The organism is Halomicronema sp. CCY15110 (assembly GCF_016888165.1).
Taxonomy (GTDB): domain Bacteria; phylum Cyanobacteriota; class Cyanobacteriia; order Phormidesmidales; family Phormidesmidaceae; genus Halomicronema.
This window is the reverse complement of record NZ_JACSWC010000319.1, coordinates 18,460-42,243: the sequence shown is the minus strand read 5'-3', so window position 1 is coordinate 42,243 and position 23,784 is coordinate 18,460. Positions and strand designations below refer to the sequence as shown.

The 23,784-nt window shown below is 55.4% G+C and carries 19 protein-coding genes; 5 read left to right on the top strand and 14 right to left on the bottom strand.

Annotated elements, in window-relative coordinates:
- Positions 1-141 precede the first annotated feature (141 nt).
- Complete coding sequence (locus JUK32_RS14950) at positions 142-1,305, bottom strand: iron-containing alcohol dehydrogenase family protein (RefSeq protein ID WP_204139664.1); 1,164 nt, start codon at positions 1,303-1,305, stop codon at positions 142-144.
- A gap of 24 nt (positions 1,306-1,329) precedes the next feature.
- Positions 1,330-1,869 (bottom strand): Ycf51 family protein, encoded by a 540-nt coding sequence (locus JUK32_RS14945; protein ID WP_204139663.1) that lies wholly within the window; start codon positions 1,867-1,869, stop codon positions 1,330-1,332.
- Positions 1,870-2,187: 318 nt separating this feature from the next.
- Here JUK32_RS14945 and JUK32_RS14940 point away from each other — a divergent pair, with 318 nt between their 5' ends.
- Positions 2,188-2,820, top strand: coding sequence for a hypothetical protein (locus tag JUK32_RS14940; RefSeq protein ID WP_204139662.1), 633 nt, complete (start codon positions 2,188-2,190; stop codon positions 2,818-2,820).
- Between the two features lie 129 nt (positions 2,821-2,949).
- Positions 2,950-4,029: a glycosyltransferase family 1 protein gene (locus JUK32_RS14935; RefSeq protein ID WP_204139661.1), complete on the top strand. Its 1,080-nt coding sequence runs from the start codon at positions 2,950-2,952 to the stop codon at positions 4,027-4,029.
- 22 nt (positions 4,030-4,051) lie between these two features.
- Here the strand turns inward: JUK32_RS14935 and murD are convergent, their stop codons facing one another.
- The 5 genes from murD to JUK32_RS14910 form a co-directional block, all read right to left on the bottom strand.
- Complete coding sequence (gene murD, locus JUK32_RS14930; protein WP_204139660.1) at positions 4,052-5,401, bottom strand: UDP-N-acetylmuramoyl-L-alanine--D-glutamate ligase; 1,350 nt, start codon at positions 5,399-5,401, stop codon at positions 4,052-4,054.
- A 97-nt stretch (positions 5,402-5,498) separates the two neighbouring features.
- On the bottom strand, positions 5,499-7,655 hold the full coding sequence (gene glyS, locus JUK32_RS14925) for a glycine--tRNA ligase subunit beta (RefSeq protein ID WP_204139659.1): 2,157 nt from the start codon (positions 7,653-7,655) through the stop codon (positions 5,499-5,501).
- A gap of 227 nt (positions 7,656-7,882) precedes the next feature.
- Entirely contained in the window at positions 7,883-9,085 is a 1,203-nt protein-coding gene (locus JUK32_RS14920; protein WP_239112679.1) for an adenylate/guanylate cyclase domain-containing protein, read from the bottom strand.
- A gap of 426 nt (positions 9,086-9,511) precedes the next feature.
- Entirely contained in the window at positions 9,512-10,897 is a 1,386-nt protein-coding gene (locus JUK32_RS14915; RefSeq protein ID WP_204139657.1) for an ABC transporter ATP-binding protein, read from the bottom strand.
- 272 nt (positions 10,898-11,169) lie between these two features.
- Positions 11,170-12,063 (bottom strand): ABC transporter permease, encoded by an 894-nt coding sequence (locus JUK32_RS14910; protein WP_204139656.1) that lies wholly within the window; start codon positions 12,061-12,063, stop codon positions 11,170-11,172.
- 596 nt (positions 12,064-12,659) lie between these two features.
- Between JUK32_RS14910 and JUK32_RS14905 the strand changes: the two genes are divergently transcribed.
- The 3 genes from JUK32_RS14905 (at position 12,660) to plsY (ending at position 17,756) form a co-directional block, all read left to right on the top strand.
- Positions 12,660-14,354 (top strand): bifunctional diguanylate cyclase/phosphodiesterase, encoded by a 1,695-nt coding sequence (locus tag JUK32_RS14905; RefSeq protein WP_204139655.1) that lies wholly within the window; start codon positions 12,660-12,662, stop codon positions 14,352-14,354.
- A gap of 462 nt (positions 14,355-14,816) precedes the next feature.
- On the top strand, positions 14,817-16,934 hold the full coding sequence (locus JUK32_RS14900) for a serine/threonine-protein kinase (RefSeq protein ID WP_204139654.1): 2,118 nt from the start codon (positions 14,817-14,819) through the stop codon (positions 16,932-16,934).
- A 177-nt stretch (positions 16,935-17,111) separates the two neighbouring features.
- Positions 17,112-17,756 carry a glycerol-3-phosphate 1-O-acyltransferase PlsY gene (gene plsY / locus JUK32_RS14895; RefSeq protein ID WP_204139653.1) on the top strand — a complete coding sequence of 215 codons (645 nt, stop codon included), beginning with the start codon at positions 17,112-17,114 and terminating at the stop codon, positions 17,754-17,756.
- Positions 17,757-17,777: 21 nt separating this feature from the next.
- On the opposite strand, the gene JUK32_RS14890 is transcribed toward plsY, so the two are convergent.
- The 7 genes from JUK32_RS14890 to JUK32_RS14860 form a co-directional block, all read right to left on the bottom strand.
- Positions 17,778-18,077, bottom strand: coding sequence for a hypothetical protein (locus JUK32_RS14890; protein ID WP_204139652.1), 300 nt, complete (start codon positions 18,075-18,077; stop codon positions 17,778-17,780).
- An 18-nt stretch (positions 18,078-18,095) separates the two neighbouring features.
- The gene (gene proC / locus JUK32_RS14885) at positions 18,096-18,902 is read right to left on the bottom strand and encodes a pyrroline-5-carboxylate reductase (RefSeq protein ID WP_204139651.1); all 807 of its coding nucleotides are present in this window, start codon (positions 18,900-18,902) and stop codon (positions 18,096-18,098) included.
- 95 nt (positions 18,903-18,997) lie between these two features.
- A complete protein-coding gene (locus JUK32_RS14880; protein ID WP_204139671.1) occupies positions 18,998-19,627 on the bottom strand; it encodes a cell division protein SepF in 630 nt (209 codons plus the stop codon).
- Positions 19,628-20,044: 417 nt separating this feature from the next.
- On the bottom strand, positions 20,045-20,731 hold the full coding sequence (locus JUK32_RS14875) for a YggS family pyridoxal phosphate-dependent enzyme (RefSeq protein ID WP_204139650.1): 687 nt from the start codon (positions 20,729-20,731) through the stop codon (positions 20,045-20,047).
- On the bottom strand, positions 20,728-21,000 hold the full coding sequence (gene pipX / locus JUK32_RS14870) for a transcriptional coactivator PipX (RefSeq protein WP_204139649.1): 273 nt from the start codon (positions 20,998-21,000) through the stop codon (positions 20,728-20,730). Before pipX ends, JUK32_RS14875 begins: the two co-directional genes overlap by 4 nt.
- 373 nt (positions 21,001-21,373) lie before the next feature.
- Complete coding sequence (locus JUK32_RS14865; RefSeq protein WP_204139648.1) at positions 21,374-22,843, bottom strand: anthranilate synthase component I; 1,470 nt, start codon at positions 22,841-22,843, stop codon at positions 21,374-21,376.
- Positions 22,843-23,772 (bottom strand): energy-coupling factor transporter transmembrane protein EcfT, encoded by a 930-nt coding sequence (locus JUK32_RS14860; protein ID WP_204139647.1) that lies wholly within the window; start codon positions 23,770-23,772, stop codon positions 22,843-22,845. Before JUK32_RS14860 ends, JUK32_RS14865 begins: the two co-directional genes overlap by 1 nt.
- Positions 23,773-23,784: the final 12 nt, after the last annotated feature.

Here is a 23,784-nt window from a genome sequence, read left to right as displayed (position 1 = left end):
ACTGTGCAAAAGTAATTAGATTTTCTAGCTTAAACCACAGAGTGCATCCCAATTTTGGATTGCGAATTTCGCTCGCGAACCAGAGGCTTGCCTTGGTCAGGCAGGACTTGGCCAATTTGGAATATGTTCAGATCCCGACGGTTAGCGCGATCGCGCCGCCGACGGATGGACTGGGGTCGCCGTCTGGCTTGCCGCCTGCGATTTTTTAACTTTCATCTCTTCAGTCGTGGTGGTGACCAATGCGCCCATCAAGGCTGCTGGCGTAACGCTAAACGGCAAGTGATGAATGTCAGACTGGGGACGGCAGGTGATGTCTGCCGCCCGTTGCAAATCGCTCACCCGCACATCGCCCAGACCCATGTCGGCCAGGGTTTGGGGCAAGCCAATCGCCTGATAAAACTGCATGAGCTGCTGCCGCGACGTGTAAGCCAGAGAAGACTGCTGGGCAATTTCTTCCAGCCGTAGCTGCACGAGAATGCCATAGGCGACTTTTTCGCCGTGCAAAATGCCGTGGCTCTCGGCCAGGTGGGTCAACCCGTTGTGAACGGCGTGGGCTGCCACCGTGCGGCATTGCGCGCCACCGAGGCCACCCATCACTCCGGCCAGCAGCACACAGGCATCCACCACTTCTCGCCACACCGCGCCACCGGGCTCAGCTAAGGCCGCTGGCGTTTTTTGCAGCAGCAAATCTCGCAGCACCCGCGCCTGTTGCACCGCCGCAATGATCAGCGTCTGATCTGAGTCGCCGCTACTTACAGAACCTTCGTACCACTTGGCGAGGGCATCGCCAATGCCCGCAATCAGGGTGCGCTGGGGAGCCGTCGCCACCAGGTCGTAATCCAAAATCAGCAGATCGGGACAACGGGCCAACGCCACATCGTATAGAAAGGCCCCGGCTTCGGAGTAAACGTTCGACAGGGCCGTCCAGGCAGCGCAAGTCGCCGCCGAGGTGGGAATCGTCACCACGGGCAACTGTGCTTGGTGGGCGGCCAATTTCGCCGTATCGAGAGCTTTGCCGCCGCCCACGCCGATAATGAGGTCGGCTTGGTGGGCCGCGATCGCATCCGACAATCGGGCTAAGGTCGCCTCGCTACAGTCCGCGCCGTAGGTCGCTGTTGCTGTGGTTAGATCTTGCAGGGCGGGGGTCAGCCAGGGCTCGGCTTGGGCCAGCGATCGCTCGCCCCCAATCACCAGGGGCCGGGTGCCCAAGGCGGCGATCGCGGCTCCCATATGGGGCAAAATTCCGGTACCACGGCTCACCTGAGCCGGAGCAATCATCAACGGCGGCAAAGTAGTTGTATTCATCGGGTTTATACAGTTAGCGTGTCCTCAAGCGTGGTCGTCAGTCAGACTAGCGGTAGATGCAGACAGAGCGTCAAAAGCGTCGGCGAAGATTTTGATATCCAAATCTGAGTCGGCATTGGGGTCGCGTATCGGCTGAACTTGCCCCAAGTAGACCAAATTCGAGACGCCCCCGGCCTCGTGAACGATGGTGCGGGCGCGAATCGTTGGGGCCACGCCCATGACTCCGAGGCGACTGGGTTTCAGCAAATTGGCAGCCGCCTGCTGTAGCGTCGCTTCCAGTTCTGTTGGCGTGATCGTGTCTGAAACTTTGATCACAATTTGGGCGGCCCCAGAGTCGTATACCGTTTTGTAGGGCACTGAGCCCGGCACCACCGTGGGCGTAAACGGCTCGAAACTTAACCCCAACAAGCCCCCCGTCAGCACTCCCATAAAGCTGGTGATGCCCACGAGCCGAAATCGGAAGCCCCAGCCCAACCCAAAGGCTAATAACGTGATGCCAGCCATGGTGAGGGTGGCAATCCCCAAATATTTGGTGGCTTCTAAAAACTCGGCGGGGGTGGGCATGATGATTTCAACGGGTGCGCCAAAGGCAGTACATGGAACGCTACTAACGCTGACGGCATGGGACTTGACTAAGATATCCAGCGGCGTCAGCGCAGTTAAAAAAGACGTATCTTGATCCTAACAGCTTCGTTTCAGCTTTATGGCGGTATCCCCTAAGACTTTTAAGGATGAGTTGCTTGCACCGGATGTTTGACGGGCATGGGCTCAGCAAAATTGACCGGGCAGAGCGGACAATCGAGAGTATTATGTGCCCAGCCGATAGAATCTAAAATTCTGTTGCTGCTTGTGATTGATTTTTACTCTGGGAAGGAGACTTTCATGCTGACAGTTCGCCGCCGTCTGGGCGTGGTTTCAGCGAGTGCCGCGATCGCTTTGCTGGCGGCTGGTTGTGGTGAGTCCACAGTCTCGCAATGCAATCGCCTAGCCGAAATTGTCAACCAGGCTCAAGGCTTTATGCCTGCGTTCGAGAGCAATATTCAAACCTTTAGCGCCAATGCGGCGCAGGTCAAAAGTTTGGACGATATTAAAGCCGCTGCCGACCAGTACGTGCAGGCGGTGAATGGCGTCGTCAGCGATTTAGATGCCCTCGGCACTGAGCTAGAAAACACGGATCTCAGCGATGAGCAACTGATTAGCTATCGCGATCGCTACATCGAGATGGTGCAGGGCTTTAGCACTGCACTGACCCAGGCCAGCTCGGCCATGAGCGTGGTACAAGATGTGGAAACCGAGGCGGACTTGCCCGCCAAGATTGAAGAGTCGCAGCAGCAAACGGTGCAAGCCGTTCAGCAAATTCAAGAATTGTCGGTCGAAGAATCGACCATCATCAACGAAGTGAACACCTACTGCGGTGCAGAAGGCGCAGAACCCGCGCCCGCTGCGCCTGAAGAAGGCGGCGAAGCCGCCCCCGAGGGTGAAGGTGAAGCGGCTCCTGAGGAGGGTGCAGAGTAGCGAGCGATAGATGCCCATGACGGCAACAGTCGTTCGACTGAGGTGGCGGCTAGGGCATCGGCGATGGGCGGATCTAGCGGTTGCTAGGGAACCGATAATGTTGGCAAGCATGGGGAGGCCGGGGCAACGATGACAGTGTTGGTGAACCTGGCTTACCTGTTGCGTCGGCCAACGGGCACCACGAACTATGCTCTGAACTTGTTGCCCTATCTCGCGCAATTGCAGCCGGACTATCTGGCGACGACGGCTAGCGGCTTGGCCGACTATCACCCGGTACCCGACCAGATGACTGCTGAATACGGGATGTCGGGGCATTTGCGACGGCTTCTTTGGACGCAGTTCCGTTTACCGTCGATTTATCGGCAACTCACGGCGAGATCGCCCGCCCCCTCCCTCCTTTTCTCTCCGATTACGGAAGCCCCGCTTTTCACCCGCTGCCGCTGCGTCGTGATGGTGCATGACCTGATCCCGCTCCGGTTTCCAGTGTCGCGGGCACAAACTTGGCTGCATCGGTACTACGTGCCGCAAGTGGTGCAGATGGCAGAGCACATCCTCTGCAATTCTGAGGCCACTGCTAAAGACCTGACTGAGTTTTACGGCGTGAGTCCCCAAAAAATTACGCCGATCGCTTTAGCGCACGATGCCCAGCACTTTCAGCTATTAGGACTAGAGCGGCGCAACTATTTTTTGCTGTTGGGTCGGCAGACGCCCTATAAAAATGGCGCGATCGCCCTCCAAGCCTTTGCCCAAATTCCTCATTACCGAGACTACGAGCTGTGGATTGCTGGTCCTGAAGACCCCCGCTACACGCCCGACCTCAAACGACAGGCTGACGAGTTAGGCATTACCTCACAGGTCAAATTTCTGAACTACGTGTCCTATGACCAGTTGCCCGGTTTACTCAATCAAGCCTTGGCGCTGATTTTCCCCAGCCTGTGGGAAGGGTTTGGTCTGCCCGTGCTGGAAGCGCTGGCCTGTGGCACCCCAGTAATTGCGTCCGATCGCGCCTCCCTTCCCGAAGTCACGGGAGACGCGGCGTTGTTGGTGAATCCCACTGATGCGGGGGCGATCGCTCACTACATGCATCGCCTGACTAGAGACCCTGATTTGGTCAAACAGTTGAGTGCGGCGGGGTGCGATCGGGCGGCGCAGTTCAGTTGGCAACGCACCGGGGAAGCCACGGTTGAAGTCTTGCAGCGTTATCTTTAGCGCCTTTAGCGACCGGATGGCTCTACGCCAGGAGCGACTGGCACAAACTGCGGAAATGGTCGCCGCGCACCTCAAAGTTGGGATATTGGTCAAAACTGGCGCAGGCGGGAGAAAGCAGCACTGTTTTGGCCGCTAGCTGAGGGGCAATTTCAGCGCTGCGTTGCACGGCTCGTTCCATCGTTTCGACAATCTCAACCGCCGCAAAGTCCGTCTCTTTTAATCGCGCGGCAAATTGGGGAGCGGCGCTGCCGATTAATAAAACGCTAGCTGCTTTGGCTTGAATTTCGTTGAGCCAGTCGGTATCGTCGCCATCCTTCGCTTCTCCTCCGGCGATCAGGATGGCGGGTGGGGCGATCGCCCGCAATCCGACTGCGGCGGCATCGTAGTTCGTGGCTTTGCTGTCGTTGATAAAGTCGATGCCCTGCCAGGTGGCGACCCGCTCTAACCGATGGGGCACCCCAGGAAACATTTTGACGCCATGGGCGATCGCGGCGGGGGCCAAACCGGCCAAATAGGCAGCAGCGACGGCTAACAACAGATTTTGCTGGTTATGCGTGCCCACCATATTCAGCGCATCGGCAGCGACGATGGGGCGGTCGTTGATCTTGACCCAGCCGTCTTCGATGTAGGCCAGGGGGGTGAGGGGGGCGATCGCCTCGCGGCCCTGGGTGCTCGTCCAATAGGGTTGGGGAAACAAGTTGCTGGCGTGGGTTCGCAAATAGGGATCATCGCCATTCAGCACCACCTGTTCTGACTGATGCAGCAACTGCGCTTTAATCCGAAAGTAGTTTTCTAGGGTGTGATGACGGGCCAGATGATCCGGGGTGAAGGTCGTCCACAGGCCAATTTTGGGGGCGAGGGTAGCAGATGACTCAATCTGATAACTACTCAGTTCAGCAATCACCCAATCTGGCGGCGTCGAGTTGAGCGCTAAGTCGCCGATCGCGTCACCAATATTGCCGCAGGCCGGGGCGTTGAGTCCCGCCGCTTGAAAAATCGCTGCCGTGAGGGCCGTCACCGTCGTTTTGCCATTGGTGCCCGTAATGCCTACCCAGGGGCGATCGCTCAGGTGACGCCAGGCCAATTCTGCTTCACCAATGACCTCTTTGCCCTGCTCGCGAGCCTGTTTGAGTGCAGGCAGATCCCAGGGCACCCCCGGACTGACCACAATCAGCGACGCGTCATCCTGAGCGCCAAAGCTGTGCCCCAATCGGACGCTTACTCCATCAGCCTGCAACGCCGACACCGCATCGGCTAACAGGGGGGCAAGGTTGCGATCGCTCAACACGACTTGCCAACCCTGCTGCGCCAGCAGTCGCGCCGCCGCGATGCCCGATTTCCCCAACCCAATCACATGCGCCTGTTTGTCCATCACCTGGTAGCTATGCAACCTAGAACTTGGAAGTTATCTTGTCGGCGGCCAGGTTCGATTTCCCAGCCGCGACACCCTGCACCCGATCCCCAACTGCTTACCCTTTCACCACGGCCCCAAAGTCGGCCAGCACGCGGGCATGGTTACGGAGCAAACCCAAGAGATTCAGTCGATTTTGCTGAATCGCGGGATCTTTGTCCATCACCATCACGCTGTCAGGCCCATCAAAAAAGCGGCTGACTACCGGGGCGGCATTTTCGAGTCCCGCAATGAGCTGCTGATAATCGCGATCGCGCTGGGCGCTTTGGGTTTGGGGCAACAGCGCTTGCAATACCTCGTAAAACGCCCGTTCTGACGCTTGCTGAAAGCGGCCCGTCTCAATCACCTGAGCCGGATCCAGAGCGGCGGTGTCCAATGTGCCCTGAGCCGCTAACCGGGCTGCCCGATTCACCGTTTCATAAATCTTGGCGAGGGTGCCATCCTGCCGAATGGCCTGCAAATAGGTGGCGCGATCGCGCACATCCAGCAAATCCGTCAGTGCGCGCTGGGTGTAAGTCGGATCGTTTTCGCCTAGCACGGCATTGACTAAGTCGTAGTCGATCCCCAAATCGTCTTGCAGTAAGGTCTGCACCCGCTGGAGGAAAAAGTCTTGCAGCTGCGATCGCAACGGCTCAGCCCGATCCACCGTCAAATCAGGATTGTCAACAAAAGTGTTGACAACTTGATCCAGCAGTTCATGCAAGTTGATGGCGAGGTTGGCGTCCCAGGTCACGGTGACGATCGCATTCGCCGCTCGCCGCAGCGCAAAGGGATCCGAGGAGCCCGTCGGCAACATGCCCAAGCTAAAAATGCTGACCAGCGTATCGAGCCGGTCGGCGAGTCCCAGGGCCTGACCAATCAACGTTTGGGGCAAATGGTCGTTAGCACCGCGCGGCAAATAGTGTTCGGCAATGGCGATCGCCACGGGCTCTGCTTCCCCGCAATGGCGGGCGTACTTTTCCCCCATCACCCCCTGCAATTCGGGGAATTCGCCCACCATTTGGGTGACCAAGTCCGCTTTACAAAGATGCGCCGCCCGGTGCAGGTGTAGTCGTTCGGTTTCGCCCAGATTTAACTGGTCGGCAATCAGGGTGGCGATCGCCTCAATGCGATCGACCTTGGCCCCCATCGACCCGAGCCGCTCTTCAAACGTCACGGTGTCGAGCTTAGTGACAAAGGTATCGAGGGAAACAGCGCGATCGGCATCAAAGAAAAACTTGCCGTCCGAGAGCCGCGCCCGGATCACCCGACCATTGCCCTCGGCAATCAGTGGCGACTTTTGGGGATCACCGTTAGAAATGGTGATGAAGTACGGCAGTAACTGAGCCGCTGTACCGGGCTGGAGTACCGGAAAGTAGCGCTGGTGGCTCTCCATTTCCATGATGGCGACTTCGGACGGCAGCTCCAAAAATTCCGTCTCGAACTCCCCCACCACTGCCGTAGGCCATTCCACCAGGTTAGCGACTTCACTCAGTAAGTCGGCATCAATCCGAGCCGTCCCACTCACCCCCGCTGCCGCTGTTTCGACGGCGGCTTTGATTTGGGTTTGCCGCTTTTCGACATCGACTTCCACGTAGGCTCCTCGGAGCGTGGCGACATAGTCCTGAGCGTGTTGCAGGGTAATCGGGGCGGGATGCAGGACTCGGTGGGCTTGAGTGACGCGATCGCTCTCGCACTTTTCCGAGCCATTCTCCAGCGTCAGGGGAATCAATTCATCGTCTAGCAGCGTCACTACCCAACGAATCGGGCGGGGGAACTTAAAATCGCCATCGCCCCAGCGCATAAAGCGCTTGCCTTCCAGACCCAAAATCCATTGGGGCACCCATTCCTGCAAAAGCTCCGCTGCGGGTCGCCCCGGAATCTGGTGTTGCACAAACACGAACTCGCCCTTGTCCGTTTCGCGAATCGCCAAATCTTCGACGCTGACATTTTTCGACCGGGCAAAGCCCTCAGCCGCTTTTGTCGGTTTGCCGTCTTTGAAAGCCGCTTTCGCGGGTGGCCCTTTGGCCTCTTCCTCGCGATCGGGCTGTTTCTCAGGCAAATCCGTCAACAGGAGAGCGAGGCGTCGCGGCGTTCCGTAGTAGCGAATGTCGCCGGGGGCTAAATAAGCTGCTTCGAGTTCAGTGGGAATGCGATCGCGCCACTGGGCGAGGGCTTCTTCCACAAAACTGGCGGGCAGTTCTTCTGTCCCAACTTCCAATAGAAACGTTGCCATAACTCTCGTTGTCTTCCTGTCGGTGGGCCATCATTAAGGCACAGAGGAATGGGCCAATCTAGCGCTTCTGTTAGCTTGCTGCAAGCTGCACTGATCAAGGCAAGCTGCCCAGTAAACTCAGGCACAGAAGTCTGGCAGCACATCATTTTCCGCCAGCAGCGCCAACGATGGCGACCGCCCATTCTCATAAACTTTAATAGTGTATCGCGAGGGTGAACTGCCCGATACTACAAGCGCCCAATCAAATAGTAAGTGCGCATCGGCCCCTTGCCTTTAATCTCAATTTCCTGAGCGGGGGTGAATTGAAAGCGCTCCCGGAGGCGCTCATAAGTCGCTTCCGTCACTTGAATCTTCCCTGGCTTACCTTGTGATTCCATGCGGCTGGCGACGTTCACCGTATCGCCCCACAGGTCATAGCTAAACTTTTTGATGCCAATGACCCCGGCTACCACCGTGCCCGTATTGATGCCAATCCGCAGTTGCAACGGCATTCCCGCCACTGGCTTGAACTGGCGAATCGCGGTTTGCATCGCGAGGGCCATCTCTGCCACCGCCCCCGCGTGATCAGCGTCAGCAACGGGAACTCCACCTACGGCCATGTAGGCATCGCCAATCGTTTTCACTTTTTCGAGGCGATAATCTTCAGCCAGGCGATCGAACGTAGAAAAAATTTGATTCAGTAGATTGACTAACTCTAGGGGACTGTACTGCGCCGCGAGGGGCGTAAAGTTCACAATATCGGCAAATAACACAGTGGCCTCGTCAAAGCGCTCGGCTAACGACCCCTGAAACTGTTTGAGCTGGTTCACCACCGCTTCCGGCAAAATGTTGAGTAATAATTGCTCCGACTTTTGTTGTTCTTGGCGCAGGGCACTTTCAATTTCGTGGCGCTCGTGAATTTCCTGCTGGAGTTGAGCATTTTGCTCTTTGAGTTTGAGTGCTTGCTGATGCAGCGTTTTTTGTAAGTTGGCCAGTAGTGGGGAATAGCCCCGGTGGGTCATGATCTTTTGCATCTGTGGCGTTGTCTCAGGCGGGGGCGGGGCCAGGGCCAGATATCGTTTTACCCGAGCGACGACTTCTTCGGGCCAATAGGGCATGGTGATGAAATCGACCCCACCGACTTCAAAGGCTCGCAAGCGATCGGCTTGATGCTCTCCAGAACCCATAAACACAACAGGGACGTTGGCAGTCTGAGACCGCTCATGCAACTGCCGACAAAATTCGTAGCCTTCATGGTGACCCGACGGTACCGTCAAGAGTACTAAATGCGGTGGATGAGCAGTCAGAACCGGCCAAGCATCCGCGATCGCCGTGACCTGATGAACCCTTGCCCCCATGTCATTCAGAGCAGATCGCAAGACTGATTGCTGATTACCTAACGCATCAATCAGTAAAAAGTCGTAGCCAGATTCTGCCGAAACATGGTTCATAGAGTTGCAAGGGCGAGTGCCCAAGACATTGGCAGCAGGCAGTCTTTTGTCAGCAAAGCGGCGCATGATACCAGTCGGTGAAGATGAGGGTCGGCAAGGAGTAGATGCTAAAGCCACGCTGAGGGTGTGCCTTCAGTATGCCCACCTTAACTCTGAGACCTCAGTGTGGTTGTTTCGACCCTTGCCCAACACAGGGATGCTGGAGTTGCTCATCGATACGGGGTTTTACAGAAGTAGCGGCAAAGATTCCGGGAAGCGGGCACAAATCGCAAGCTAACCAGTAACCACCGACTATGCCTCGTTGTCCACCTCGTGCAGCACCAACTAGGTTGGGTGCGACGCCACTGCAACTAACCGACACGGTCCTTTATTGCAAAGCTGACAGACCATTAGACCCATTACGCCGAATCTCACAGTGCCATGGATTTACAGAATGCTGGGAGTGATTGAGACTTTTGGCATCACTTGAAAGTCAATAATTCCAGTCGCCTTAAGATCTTGATCCGGCTGCACCTTGAACATTGAGGCATCAACCGCACGATCTAAGTAAACCTCTTCTCCATTGACCCGTCCCACTACACCAGAATTCAAAAAATATGCGCCAGGGGCCAGGGCGCAGAAGAATTCAAAGCTGACATATATTAAGCTGCCGGCTGAAACATATTCGATTTCGTTGCCGTAAGTATGGGAAGCGGCCCCTCCTAGTTCGAAACCAGTGATCGTTTTGATCATCATGCCAAATCGGACTTGAAAGGCTGCCTGAGAAAAATAGACAGAGTAACTGTAGAGATACTTTTCGTTTCTGAGTAAAAGATTGGCTGAGCGACCTTCTAAAGTTGTCACTGCAGGATTTTTGATTTTCGCCCCATGCGACTGATACTCAATCGTATGTTGGGGCTTGAGGTAGGGATCGTAGCCAACTTCTAAAATGCGAGATGCTTCAGGTTCATCCTGGCGATCGCTCCCTTTAATCTCCTGAGAAGGCTCAGCAGTCGAAAACTGATCGGCTAGGGAAGTATCATCACCAGCCCCTTCCCGTTTGTACATTTCCCTCAGCTCAGACCGCTTGTCAATGGGGGCAAAGAGGAACTTTTGGTAGTTCGCGATGACAATTTTGGGCGCACCTTGCAAAATAATCTCGCCATTATCGATCAGCGCCGCGCGATCGCAGAGTTCAACAATGGATCCGGCAGAATGCGAAACGAAAAGAACAGTCGCCCCCTGCTCTTGGAGGTCGTAAATCCGGGCGAAGCATTTCCGCTGAAAGGCCTCATCGCCTACCGATAAAGCTTCGTCGACAATCAAAATATCCGGATCAGCGTTAATGGCAACGGCAAAGGCGAGTCGCACATACATGCCGCTGGAATAAGTTTTAACCGGCTGATGAATGAAATCGCCAATATCCGCAAAGGCAGCGATGTTATCAAATCGAGAGGCGATTTCTTCTTGAGTCAAGCCTAAAATGCGACCATTAAAAAAAACGTTTTGCTTACCCGTAAATTCGGGATTAAACCCACTACCCAATTCTAAAAGCGCTGAGATGCGGCCATTGACCATCACCTGCCCCTGGCTGGGTTGTAAGGTGCCAGCGATAATTTGCAGTAACGTGCTTTTGCCGGAACCATTACGCCCAATGATGCCGACTGTTTCCCCCGCATTAATCTCCAGATTAATATCCCGCAGGGCCCAGAAGGTTTCGGCCTTCACCTTGCCTGGCAGCAACAGTTCTTTTAAGCGATCGGTGGGGTGATGATAGCGTTTATAAGCTTTCGATAAGTTTTCTAAAACGATGGCTTGTGGTTGTGATGACATCGGTAGTTAAAACAGTTCTAGCGCTGAGTAATTCACAACATCTACAGGCAAGCGATGGTGACCTTTAGCTGGGATACTATCAGCTTTCAGGCTGAGCAGCGCACGGGCAGTTGGTCCGACATATCATGACGATAGACGCTCCAGCAGCGTCAACTGTCCATGGCATAGGTTTTGATATACCCCAGAGAAACCTTTGCAGTTAATGGACTCCACTAGCTTTTTCACCTAGACTACGCCGCGACTAATACTCGATAAGACTCTAGACGCTCGGGCTAAAGCACATCGGCAAACGCAGGTCGTAGCTTACGATAGCACCATAGACCACCCACAAAAATAACGGTTGAGACCAAGGTTGAGATGCCCCACTCAGCCCAATGATTGATTTCACCCAGGAGGATGGTGTCTCGATACATCTCGCAGATAGCCGTGAATGGATTCAGCCAGAATACCCAAACCTGAAACCGTTCTGGAATGAGTTCGGCGGGATAGATGATCGGTGTTGCATATAGCCAAAGATTGAGCAACACTCCCAGGGTTTGGGGAATATCACGAATAAAGACGGTGAGCGCTGCTGTGAGAAATCCTAAACCGGACGTGATTAATAGTTGTGGTATCCACGCTAATGGCAACAGTAAAACGGTGGGATGAATCGTTTGGGTCGTGATCGTGGTTAGCGTAATTAAGGCCACCAAACCAAATGTGCTTTCAAAAAATAAAGTCCCCACGGGGACTAATGGGAGTAATCCCAGCGGAAAGACGACTTTTTTGACGAGGCTGGGTTGGCTAATGACGCTGGCGGCAGACGCGGTTAGACCCCCGCTAAAGGCCAGCCAAGGCAACAAGCCGGCAAAGAGCCACAGCCCAAACGTCAGGGGATTGTCTGAGGACACTCCTTTGAGCGTTAGTCTGACCTGTAAGACCACTGAAAAGACGTAGGTGTAGATTAGCAATAGGGCAATTTGGTTGATAAATGGCCAAAGGTTACCTAAAAAAGACCCTTTATATCGCGACGACATATCCCGTTGAATCAAGGTCGCTAGCAGTGCTAGCTTGCTCCATTGCGCATCATTGAGGGGGATGAGGGGTTTCAGGTGTTGCAGAAACCGCCCAAGTTTATGGAAACAAGATTCTATAAATAATTTTACGGGCTTGATAGCAGCTCTCATCAAGTCATTCCCTGGTGTTCATAGCTTCTAAGATATGCAATCAGACAATGGGTGCTGATCAAGTTATCTGGGTTGGGGTGTGCAGTCGAGCCTTCAATTTATCAGATGGCCTGTCTTTTGTTGTCGGTGCATAGTGGAGCCGGGGGGACAAACTTTTCGGCGGGATGCTTGGCGGCTGCTCGGTACATACAGTCGTGCTGTCACCCAGTCTTCCATTCGTGAACTGTGGGTGGGTGGGTGGCGGGCTTGGCCGCCCACCCAACGGGTTTGCTCCCCTGTTCAGGGTCTCTCAAAGGGGGGATCTTGCTTCCTTGATGGTGAAAGCATCGTGATGTCGCTCTAGGTAACGTGACTTCTGAGTTGGCATCTCCGCGATTTCTGGATTTTTGACGGATGCTGCTGGATCGACATGCCAGCGATCGCCCTCATGGCCAGCCGGTTTCCCCGTCCACTGTTGAATGTTTTTTGATTACCACATTGGCCAATGCCCGCATGTGCCGCACGATAATAAGCTTTAGATTAAGGCTCACTGCATCAAGGCAAGTGGGCTTTCATGATTGCTGAACGCGGCCATTGATCGTCTCCAGACTTTTTGCATGAATATTTTTAAGAATTTATTTGATCGATGTGGTGATGCCGTTGTAATTGTGAATGAGCAGGCTGGGCTGACCTACGCCAACCCCTCGGCCTGGGGTCTCTTGGGCGATCCTGTCATGATGCTGACGGCAACGCCCGGACAAGCGCAGGGGGCACTGTGGAAAAAGCAGCAAGGGCGCTTGATTGAGCAGCCAAGGAGCTTGTTACAAACTGTGCTGGCCCATCAGCCAGGACTCAGCCAGGATTTTTTGCTCCAGCGATCGCCTGCGGCCACCTGGTTAGCGGTTACCAGCCAGGCCTTTCATTTACCCAGTCTGGACTTTCACGGATGGTTGCTACTCATGCATGAAGTGAGTCAGTCACCAGACAGTAGTGACTCGCACAGTAGTTTAGCCAGTCGGGATGTGCTGACGAGTTTGATCAATCGCACCATTTTAATGGAGCGTATTCAACAGGCGCTCCATCAATCCCCTCAAACTCAGCAGTCCGGAATCGCGATTTTATGTGTGGATATTACGCGCTTAAAGGCCATCAACGATACATTTGGCTATCTGGCGGGCGATCGCCTCTTGGTTGAAATTGTGCATCGGCTCAGCAACAGTTTGCGGCCTACCGACACAATTGCTCGCTTGGGGGGAGATGAATTTATCGTGCTGGTAGAAGACATTGCGACCGAAGCCGCCGCGATCGCGATCGCCGAAGCATTGCACGCACAAATGGTGTCCCCCTTCGTCATTAATGGATGTGAAATCAACATTGGGCTGAATATCGGGATCAGTCTGAGCCACTCTCAAAGCCTCGACGCGGATACCTTGTTGCGGCAAGCCGATCGCGCTATGGCGGAAACCAAACAACATTTTGGTGAACGGCATCGGATTTTTGCCGGGGAGCTTACTGCCACCACCGAAGATGCTCTACATCTCGAAATGTCGCTCAAACAGGCGATCGAAAACGGCGAGCTGTATTTGGAATATCAGCCCATGGTGCTGGTGCGGACGCAGGAAATTGTGGGGATGGAATCGCTCGTGCGCTGGCGACATCCTGAGCAAGGCGTCCTAGCCCCCGGCCAATTCATCGGCATCGCCGAACGCACGGGGCTGATTATTCCGCTCGGCTGGTGGGTACTCGAAGAGTCGTGCCGTCAACTAAAAGCCTGGCAAGAGACCATTCCCCAAGCGCAAAACTTGTTTGTGAGTGTGAATATGTCGAGCCAACAATTTGCCCAACCGGACGTACTCGATCGCATCAAAGCCATTTTGCAACGTACTCGGTTGTCCCCTGAATTTTTGAAAATCGAAATGACCGAGAGTGTATTGATTGACAATTCTGAGTCAATTATCGAAATTTTGGCGGCGATTCGTGACCTGGGCATTCGGCTCTCGGTCGATGATTTTGGTACGGGCTATTCCTCCCTCAGTTATTTGCACCGCTTCCCTGTCGATACGTTGAAAATCGATCGCTCCTTTTTAGAAAACGCCGACTCCGATTATGAAAAGCTCGAAATTCTCCAGTCAGTGGTGCGGTTGGCCTGGAATTTGGGCTTAGAAGTGGTAGCTGAAGGCATTGAAACGCAAAAGCACTTAGCGCAAGTTCAAGCGCTTCGCTGTGAGTCGGGCCAGGGCTTTCTCTTTTCGCCTCCCCTCGATCAGTCGGCGATGGCAGCGATTTTGCGATCGCGATCGACAGCGTCTTAGTGGCTGATGGATCATGCTGGCCCTGGCCAATGCACCAGTCGTCTCGGCATCAGACACCATGGCCGCAAATTTTCGACAGACTGGCTGCCCCCTATGCGTTAAGACAGATTGAGCAGATCCGCTTTTAGGATGTTGGGTGAGCTTTATTTGAGAGAAGCAACGGCATGGTTAGGCCAAAATGGTGCCAGGGGATGCGCGGGCAATTCAAGTACCGACTTCAGACCCGCAACTGACCCAGCCACCCAGCCACCCAAGCACTGCCGTTACCGGGATGTTATTTCCCCGCCGATTCCCAGGCAGTCGATCACTTGTCCCCAGAGACAACCCTTCCCCGCCGCCATCGCGAATGCTGGACGGCTAGCTTGGTTGACTATATTGATTGACGAATGCCTGTGATCAAAGCGCTGAATCAGCCCATGCCGATTTGAGCCTCAAACCGTATCTGCCGTTGACGAGCATCCTATGAGTCTTTGCATTAACCCCAGTTGTCCCCAGCCTGTGCATCCAGACAATAGTCGCCATGTGACTTGTCAAGCTTGTGGGTCGGGGCTGTTGCTGCAAGGGCAGTATCGGGTCATGCGTCTGCTGAGCAGCAGTAGCGGTTTTGGCTTGGTGTATGAGGCTTACCAACAGGATCAGCCTAAGATTTTGAAAGTGCTGCGGCCCGATCGCACCGGCAATCCTAAAATTTTGAGTCTCTTTCGCAAAGAAGCGGAAGTGTTGAGTCAACTGCATCATCCCGGGGTGCCGCTAGTTGAGGCCGATGGCTACTTTGTCTATCGGCCCCAGGATGGGCCGCCCCTGCACTGCATGGTCATGGAAAAAATTGATGGCCCCAATTTATTGCAGTGGATGCAGCAGCAGGGGAATCATCCCATCGGGGAGCGCCAGGCGTTTCAGTGGTTGTATCAGCTCACCGAAATTTTGCGGCGGGTGCATCAGCGTAATTATTTTCACCGCGATATCAAGCCGGACAATGTGATGCTGCGGTCTAGCGGGCAACTGGTGCTGGTCGATTTTGGCGCAGCCCGGGAAATGAGCCAAACCTACCTGGCTCAGGTGAGTGGTTCGGGCGTGACGACCATCAGTTCGGCGGGGTACACACCGCCGGAACAAGAACAGGGACAGGCGGTGCCGCAGTCTGATTTTTACGCCCTGGGCCGCACGATTATCTTTTTGCTCACGGGGCGATCGCCCAATGATCCGGCACTCTACGATCCCATGCTGAATCTGTTCAAATGGCGGTCCCATGCACCGACTATTTCTGATGAATTTGCGCATTTGTTGGAAAGTTTGGTCTCGCCCCGCGTGATTGATCGCCCCAAAACGGCACAAGAGTTATTAGATCGCTTGCAAAAGCTCTCTCTGAGTCAGTTTATGCAGCAGGGCGATGAGGTCGCGTTACATGCGATTACTTCACCGCCCATGGTGGACGGCACGACTCAGGCCAGCGGCTTTCAGATGCCAGCCTCTGCCGAAGGCCCAACCGGAACTGCCACAGACCACACTGTCATCACGGGCAATAACGCTGTCAGCCGTTGGACTTGGCTGATTGTGGGCGGCGTGACGTTCGCCGCAATGGTGCTCATCGGGATTGGTATTTGGAGTCGCCAGCGATCGCAGCCCCCAGCCGCCACGGTGCCCTCTGGCGAGGTCAACGCCATTGACCTAGACTCGTCAACCCCAGCAATCCGCGTCGAGCTAATGCGCACCTTGACCAGCCACACTAGCTCCATCAACGGTTTACAACTCATGTCGGATCAGCGGCGGTTTGTCAGTGCCAGCGCCGATAACACTATCCGCCTATGGGATTTAAGTACGGGGGAAATCGTCCAAACCTTCACCGGGCATGAGACTTTTGTGAATGCGATCGCCCTCAGCCCAGATGAACTCACCCTCTACAGCGGCAGTGCCGACGGTGCCCTCCTCGCTTGGCAGGTGAACACGGCAGAGCCGCAGGCGACCTTTGCCGGACATGAAAGTCCGATCAATGTCCTCGCTCGCAATCCTGATGGTCGCCTGCTCGTGAGTGGCGGCTCCGATGGCACGATCAAAATTTGGGATACGAACACCCAAGCGCTGGTGCAAACCCTGATCGGACACGAGGGCGCGGTGAACACGCTGATTATTACGAACGACGGCCAACGCATCATTACGGGCAGCGCCGATCGCACCATTCGCGTTTGGGAGTTGCAAACGGGTGAGGCCCTGGCTGTCCTTGTCGGTCATGACAGCTACATCAATGCGATCGCCGCCAGCCCCGACGGGCGCTATCTCTTCAGCGCTAGCGCCGACCAAACCTTGAAGCGCTGGGATTTAGACGCGGGCGAAGTACTGGAAACGCTGAGTGGCCATACTAGCTTCGTCAATGTGTTGACCGTGAGTCGTGACGGTCAAACCTTAGCGAGCGGCAGCGCTGACGAAACTGTCCGGTTGTGGGATGTGGCCACCGGCGAGCTCAAGGCCACTTATACAGGCTTTGGCATGCCGATCGATCATCTATTGCTACCCTCTGAAAAACAGATCGTCACCGCCAGCCGCGAAAACTCCGCCATCAAAGCCTGGACTCTACAGCCTTGAGGTTTGACTACAGAGGTTTGACCACATTAGCTGAACTCAAAGATGAGCGATCGCTGAGCTAGAGGGCGGATCCTTTGTAAAGGAGCAGCCGTTCTTTGTAAAAGTTCGAGCGGTCAGATTTTGCGGGATCACACCGGACAGTACACTGAGGAATGGTGTCCCCAGGGAGAATTCATCATGGCTTGGCTAGTTGGACTATTGACGCTGTTAGCGGCTTATTTGCTCGGCTCAATCCCAACGGGATATCTCATCGCCAAAGCCGTGAGAGGAATTGATATTCGAGAGCACGGCTCGGGCAACACCGGCGCAACTAACGTCATGCGTGTGGTGGGCAAAGCCGCGGGGATCGCTGTGCTGCTGATCGATCTCTGTAAGGGCTTGCTAGCGGTGTTGATGGTGCAGGGGCTACTGACGGCTAGCTATGCCGACCAGTCCACTTGGCTGAGCACTGTGGACTGGTGGATTACTGGAGCAGGCGGGCTGGCGATTTTGGGGCATAGTCGCTCGGTCTGGTTAAATTGGACCGGCGGCAAGTCGGCGGCCACCGGGTTGGGAGTGCTGTTGGCGCTGTACTGGCCCGCTGGCCTCGGGGCGGCGGCGGTGTTTGCTGTGGCGCTAGGCTGCTCGCGAATTGTTTCGTTGAGTTCGATTATGGCGGCATTAGCCGCCGTCGTCTTTATGGTGGTGTTTCAGCAACCATGGCCGTATCTCTTGCTAGCGATCGCCGGTAGCCTTTACGTCATCCTGCGCCATCGCACCAATATTCAGCGACTGCTGGAAGGCACGGAGCCACGTCTGGGCAGCCGCACCCCCACTAGCTAAAGGCTGGACGACCACGGGCCATCAGCGCTGATACCGTCCCCAAGAGAGAAAGCTGGTCACCACGAACAAGATAATGGCGGAACCGAGCACCGCAGGCAAAATCGGTACCCCTTGAATATCCCAGGTGACAAAGTTGGGGATGGGCAGTCCAAAGGTCGTGGCTAAATATTGGACAACCCACTCTCCCAGCCAGACGCCCGCAAAGCCGATGACAAGCAGCCCAAACAGTTTGCCGGGGATGCGTCGGGGCAGCAATAACGACGCTAAACCGGCACAGCCAAACGCAATTAAAATTTGAACGACTAAACGAGTCCAGTCCACAGCCGATCTCCCATAGGGTTATTTCCCCAGCTCATCTGCGCGATCGCAGGCGGCCTGGACGGCACTGATCAAAGCCGTGCGGATGCCGCCGGCTTCTAACGCCGCAATGCCCGCGATGGTGGTGCCGCCTGGACTCGTCACTCGATCTTTGAGGATGGCGGGGTGTAAGTCAGTTTCTTGCACGAGGGTGGCGGTGCCCCGCACGGTTTGAATCGCGAGTTGTAACGCGATCGCGCGCGGCAGGCCCGCCGCGACGCCCCCATCAGCTAACGCCTCAATCATGACGGCGACGTAACCAGGGCCAGAGCCGGATAAGCCCGTCACGGCATTAATCAAGTGTTCGGGCACTTCGACCACATCGCCCACGGCGGCAAAAATGGTTCGCGCTTGGGCCAGATGGTCAGCGGTGGCGGTTTGGCCAGGGGCGATCGCGGTTATTCCTGCGCCCACGGTGGCGGGGGTGTTGGGCATGGCCCGCACCACGGGCCAACCGGGCACCGCCGCTTCGAGGGTGGTGAGCGGCGTCCCGGCCATAATTGAGAGCAATAGCGAGGTTTGTTGACTAGCAGCGGCTTGCAAATCCGGCACGAGCTTGCTGAAGATCTGGGGCTTGACCGCCACAAGTACCACGGCGGTGTCAGCTAGCACGGCGCGATTATCGCCGGTGGCCTGAACGCCATAGGTATCCACCAAAAATTGCTGACGCGATGCCGACGGGTCTCCGACGACGATCGCCTCAGCGGCAAAAGTTCCCAGGGAAATAAGGCGGGAAATGAGTGCCTCACCCATTACCCCGCCTCCCAAAACGCCTAGCTGTGTTGGCAACGAGCTAACGTCCTTGTTCAACGAACAATCAAGTTGACGATGTCACCATCGTCGGCAGAAATCACGCTCTCAGCAATGCTGCTGGAGTGGGGCAATTAACCCATGCCCACGGCGCGATCGGTGCCCCAAACGGGAGTGGGGGGCACGTTGCGAGGATCCATCATCGGCGTCTGCGGCGCGACGGGCATGTCTTCCTCGACATCGGTCGGCGTGCTCACGTGGACGCAGTTCGGCGTGAACAGGAAGATGCTCTCGCCAATGCGCTCTTGATGGCCGTCGATGGCGTAGGTGCCGCCGGCGACGAAGTCAACGGCGCGCTGGGCCTGATCCGGATCCATCGTGGTCAGGTTCAACACGACCGACTTGCGCTCCCGCAGCGCTTGAATCGCCTGCGGCATTTCTTCAAATGAGCGTGGCTCCATCACCACCACTTCGGAGGCTCCGTTAATCGCTCCAGGCATACCAATCACATTACTTCCCATGGTGTTTATTCCAGTTTCATTGGACAACATCCGCTCGCGGACTCGACGGCGAGCGCGTGCGTCTTCTTGCACAGGTTGCGGCTGGGGCTGCGGAGCCGCCATTGCCGGTTGTTGTGGTGAGTTCTCTTCTTGATAGAGCGTCTGGTAATCATCACCAGCGTCTATCTCGTCATACTCATAGTCGTAGTCGGCAGGGTCGTTAAGGCCGACAAAGTCTCTTAGTTTATTGAACAAGTTGCTCACAGCTACACTCCATGACAATCAGCAGTTTGCAGGTCAGAGACCCGCTCAGCATGAGAGATGATGCCAACGACCTCGTTTAGTGGCTTCCAACTGTGTGAGTGAAGAAACAAACTAATTGAGGTAAGAGGCGTCGTTTTCTAGCGGAATCGAAAGTTGAATCAGTCAGAAAACGAGTCGTTCGTTGAACCGCTTATACTCTAATCGAGTTTGCGGAATTTGAGTCCACAGTATACACGAAATCCCAAAATGGATACCCCGATTAATAATTAGTTAAAAACTTTAGGATCTCGACTGCGGCTTGATTTCATCCTCCAGTTCGAATTGATCCGATCGCACCGATCAAGTTTTTTGATCGAGGTCGTTAGTGAATGATCAAACTGACTGGAAGCCAACTGGCAAATGACCGATCGCTGAAACCTAAGCAGGGCGATCGCCAAAGAGGGTTGTGCCTAGTCGAATCATGGTTGAACCGGCGGCGATCGCAACTGGATAATCGCCCGACATCCCCATCGAAAGTTCTGATAAGTGCAGCTGATCGAACCCTTGCTGATTGATTTGATCGATCAAGATTTTGGCCTGCTCGAAGATGGCTTCGACTTCGGCCATAGAGCTTTCTAAAGGGGGAATGGTCATCAACCCCACAATGTTTAAATGCTCTAGTTGGTTCAATGTGGGCAGGGCTGACCAAAGTTCTTCTAACGAAAAGCCAAACTTGGTCGGATCAGGCACCATTTTTACTTGCAGGCAGCAATCGGGTGATCGGGCCATTTCACCTGCGATCTTGTTCAAACGGGTGGCGATTTTGAGGCTATCGATGGAATGAATCCAGTCAAAATGCTCCAGCGCTTTCCGCGCCTTATTGCTTTGCAGATGGCCGATCAAGTGCCAGGTAATATCGTCCAGGTCAGCCAGTTCCGCTTGTTTCGCGATCGCCTCCTGCACCATGCTTTCGCCAAAATCGCGCAGATTGGCCTGATACGCCGCCCGCACCGCACTGGCAGGCTGCTTTTTGGAAACCCCGATCAAACGCACCGATGGGGGCAGCTCATGGGTAATGGCGGTAACGCGATTCGCAATGGGATTAGTTAACGGAGAAGCGGTCATTGAAAGGTTTGCTTGTAGATCTTCTGCAAGCGATCGTACTCCGAATAGTTGCCCTGTCGCCGCAGCGATCGCATCCTTTCCTCAAACCGCTGTCGAGCATCGCTGCGACTCACCGAATCGAAGGTAAAGCCTCGGGGAATGGTGGCGGTCACGATAAAAAATAATCGCTGGGCATATAAGGTGGCGAATAATTCCTGCCCTTCGGCAACCATACACAGCCGGAAGAGTAAGCCAAACGTGGGGTGATTGATGTAATTTTCTGTACTCATCCAGGTGGGAAAACTTGAGTCATGTTACCGCTAGCCACCCAAACACTTTAGGTCATCATGGGATGTAACACTAGAGTGTATATCAGGGTGGCACTTAGATTACAAAATCCCCTCGATTCACGATGATTTGCAGGCCGCTACGTAAGGGTAGTTACCGATGTGGATAAGTTCATTGCGCTACCAGAGAGCGATCGCAGGCAGGCTTCATGCTGCTGAAAATCGCCGATTGGAGAACAGTTCTCTGGCGGTTTAAGCAAGTCGGTCAGCAATCATCGCCAAGCACCGTCTCCGACTCATTGGCCGACCGCCTCTGGGGGGGGCAAAGGGCGCGTCAGCGTCATGGCCCATTGCGCCCAGCACATCGTGAGCAGTGTTACTGGGGTGCCATCGTTTCGCTAGTGAGGCCGATCGCCAGCAACTGAGCTTGAGCTTTTTGCAGGGACTCGCGCCACTCTCGCGTGGGTTGACTGTCGGCCACAATGCCTGCTCCCACCTGTCCCCATACGGCTTGTAAGCCATCATGCCCTGTGGGAGCCATCAGCAACGTGCGAATCAAAATATTCAGGTCCAGATGGCCACGCCAGTCCAGATAGCCACAGGAGCCATAGAACAGGCTGCGCCGCCAAGGTTCCAACGCTTCGATGATTTCCATACAGCGGACTTTGGGGCACCCGGTGATGGTACCGCCGGGAAAGGTCGCCCGAATCAGGTCGATCGCGGTTTTATCCGGGGCTAGCTGCCCCACCACATTGCTGACCAGGTGCATCACGTGGCTGTAGGGTTCCAGCGCCAGCAGTTCGTCGACTTCGACCGTGCCCCAGGTGCAGACTCGCCCCAAATCGTTGCGCTCAAGGTCAACGAGCATGATGTGCTCGGCCAGTTCTTTGCGGTTGCTCAGGAGTTCTTGCGCGAGGGCCTGGTCTGCTGGGGCTGAGGCACCCCGGGGGCGGGTACCCGCAATGGGTCGCGTTTCGGCGCGATCGCCCTGAAGCGAGACTAAGCGTTCTGGCGAGCAGCTCACAACGGCCCCCCACGGGGTGCGCCAATAGCTGGCAAAGGGCGAGGGGTTAATGCGATGCAGGTGTTGATAAACCGTCCAGCTATCGGTGACGGTTTCGGTGGTGAAACGTAGGGAGAGGTTGGCTTGAAAAATATCCCCGGCCCGAATGTACGCTTTGGCTTGTTGCACAGCGGCTTCATAGGCGGCTTGCGAGGAAGCAAATTCTAAGGGCTTTGCAAAGGCCGGGGATGACGGTAGCGGGTATTGGGCGCGGGCGATCGCCTGCTCCATCTCCTCCAGTTGTGCAGCCTGGGTAGCTGCCAGCCAGAGCCGTTGCTCCACATGATCTAAAATGGCGAACGTTTTCGGCTCATACCAAAAGGCGACGGGAAACGGCAGCGGATCAGCATTGTGAGTCGGCAGCGCCTCAATTTCCCAGGCGAGGTCGTACCCTAGCCAGCCCAGCCAGCCCCCCGCAAAGGGCTCCAGAGGGGTCTCTAGTGGCTGCCCCTGCTCATCGAGCAGCATGGTGTCAGCTGGGGGAGTTGCCAGCCGCGCCGCCAGCATCGGCAAGATTTCCCCGACGGGGGGCGTCCACAGCTGAGGGCGAGCGTTGATGACCCTGGGGGCTCCCGCACAGATGGAATAGCGGGCGAGTCGCGCTTGGGGGGTCTCTGGCGGTAACTGAGCAGGGCTTTCAAGCAGGGTAGCGATGGTCTGCCAACTCTGCTCCGGCTGGGCTGTGGTCGCTTCCAACGCCGCCGCACCATACAATGCCGAAAAAATTTCCGACCCCGTTTGGTGATTGAGGGGCCGCGATCGCACATACCACGGTGACAGCATCAGACTCCTTCGCCACCCCACACCACGCGGGCATACCAAAAGCCAACGAGGGCGACTAATGCGAGAAAGTCAGCCGTCCGCAGCCGCAGTTCTGACCATTTCACCCGGTGCGTATCGGGCGTGGTAAAGCCCCGCACCGCCATCGCGGCGGCAGTTTGCTCGGCGCGGAGCAGTAGGTTTTTCAATAGACGCTCAGTGATGGCCAGCCACACTTGCGCCGAGCCCCGAAAGCCGAGTTTTTTCCAGTTAATCGCCCGAGTCTGGACGGAGCGAATCAAGTTTTGCGTTTCTTCCAGCACGAGGGGAATAAACCGCAGCGCCAGCGTGACGGTGAGGGCAATTTCCGTGACGGGGACGTTGAGCGATCGCAGGGGGCGCATCAGCACCTCAATCGCCACCGTCACCTCCTCTGATGCCGTCGTCAGCAAAAATAAGTTGGTGCCGTAAATCAACGTGAACAACAATGTACTCAGACGAATGCCCAGTTCCAGCGATCGCTGGGTCACCGTCAGTCGCCAAGCATCCAGCACCACATATTGATAGCCCGTCGCAGGCGGCACCGCAAACGCAGTGGGGGGAAACTGATCGGGAAACGGCTCAATGCTCTGTATTGCCGTGGGTGAGGGGACTGGAGCCTGGTAGGCGATCGCCAAACCATCGGGCAGCAGCGCAGTCAGCACCAGCATCATGGTGCAGAGGAATAGTAACCAGCCCATTTGTTGCCGCCAGACTCGTAGGGGAATCAGGGCGGTGATTGTGAGCGCCATTAGCAAGCCGACTAGGAAGAAGCGCCAGCTCGCATTCGCCAAGATGGGGCTAACCAAAATGCTAAACAGCCAAAACAGCTTGACGCGAGGATCGAGTCGATGCAGCCAGGTGACCGGCTCTTCGAGATAGAGGCCAATGGGCAGGGTTTTGAGCAGATCCATACGGTAGTCAGG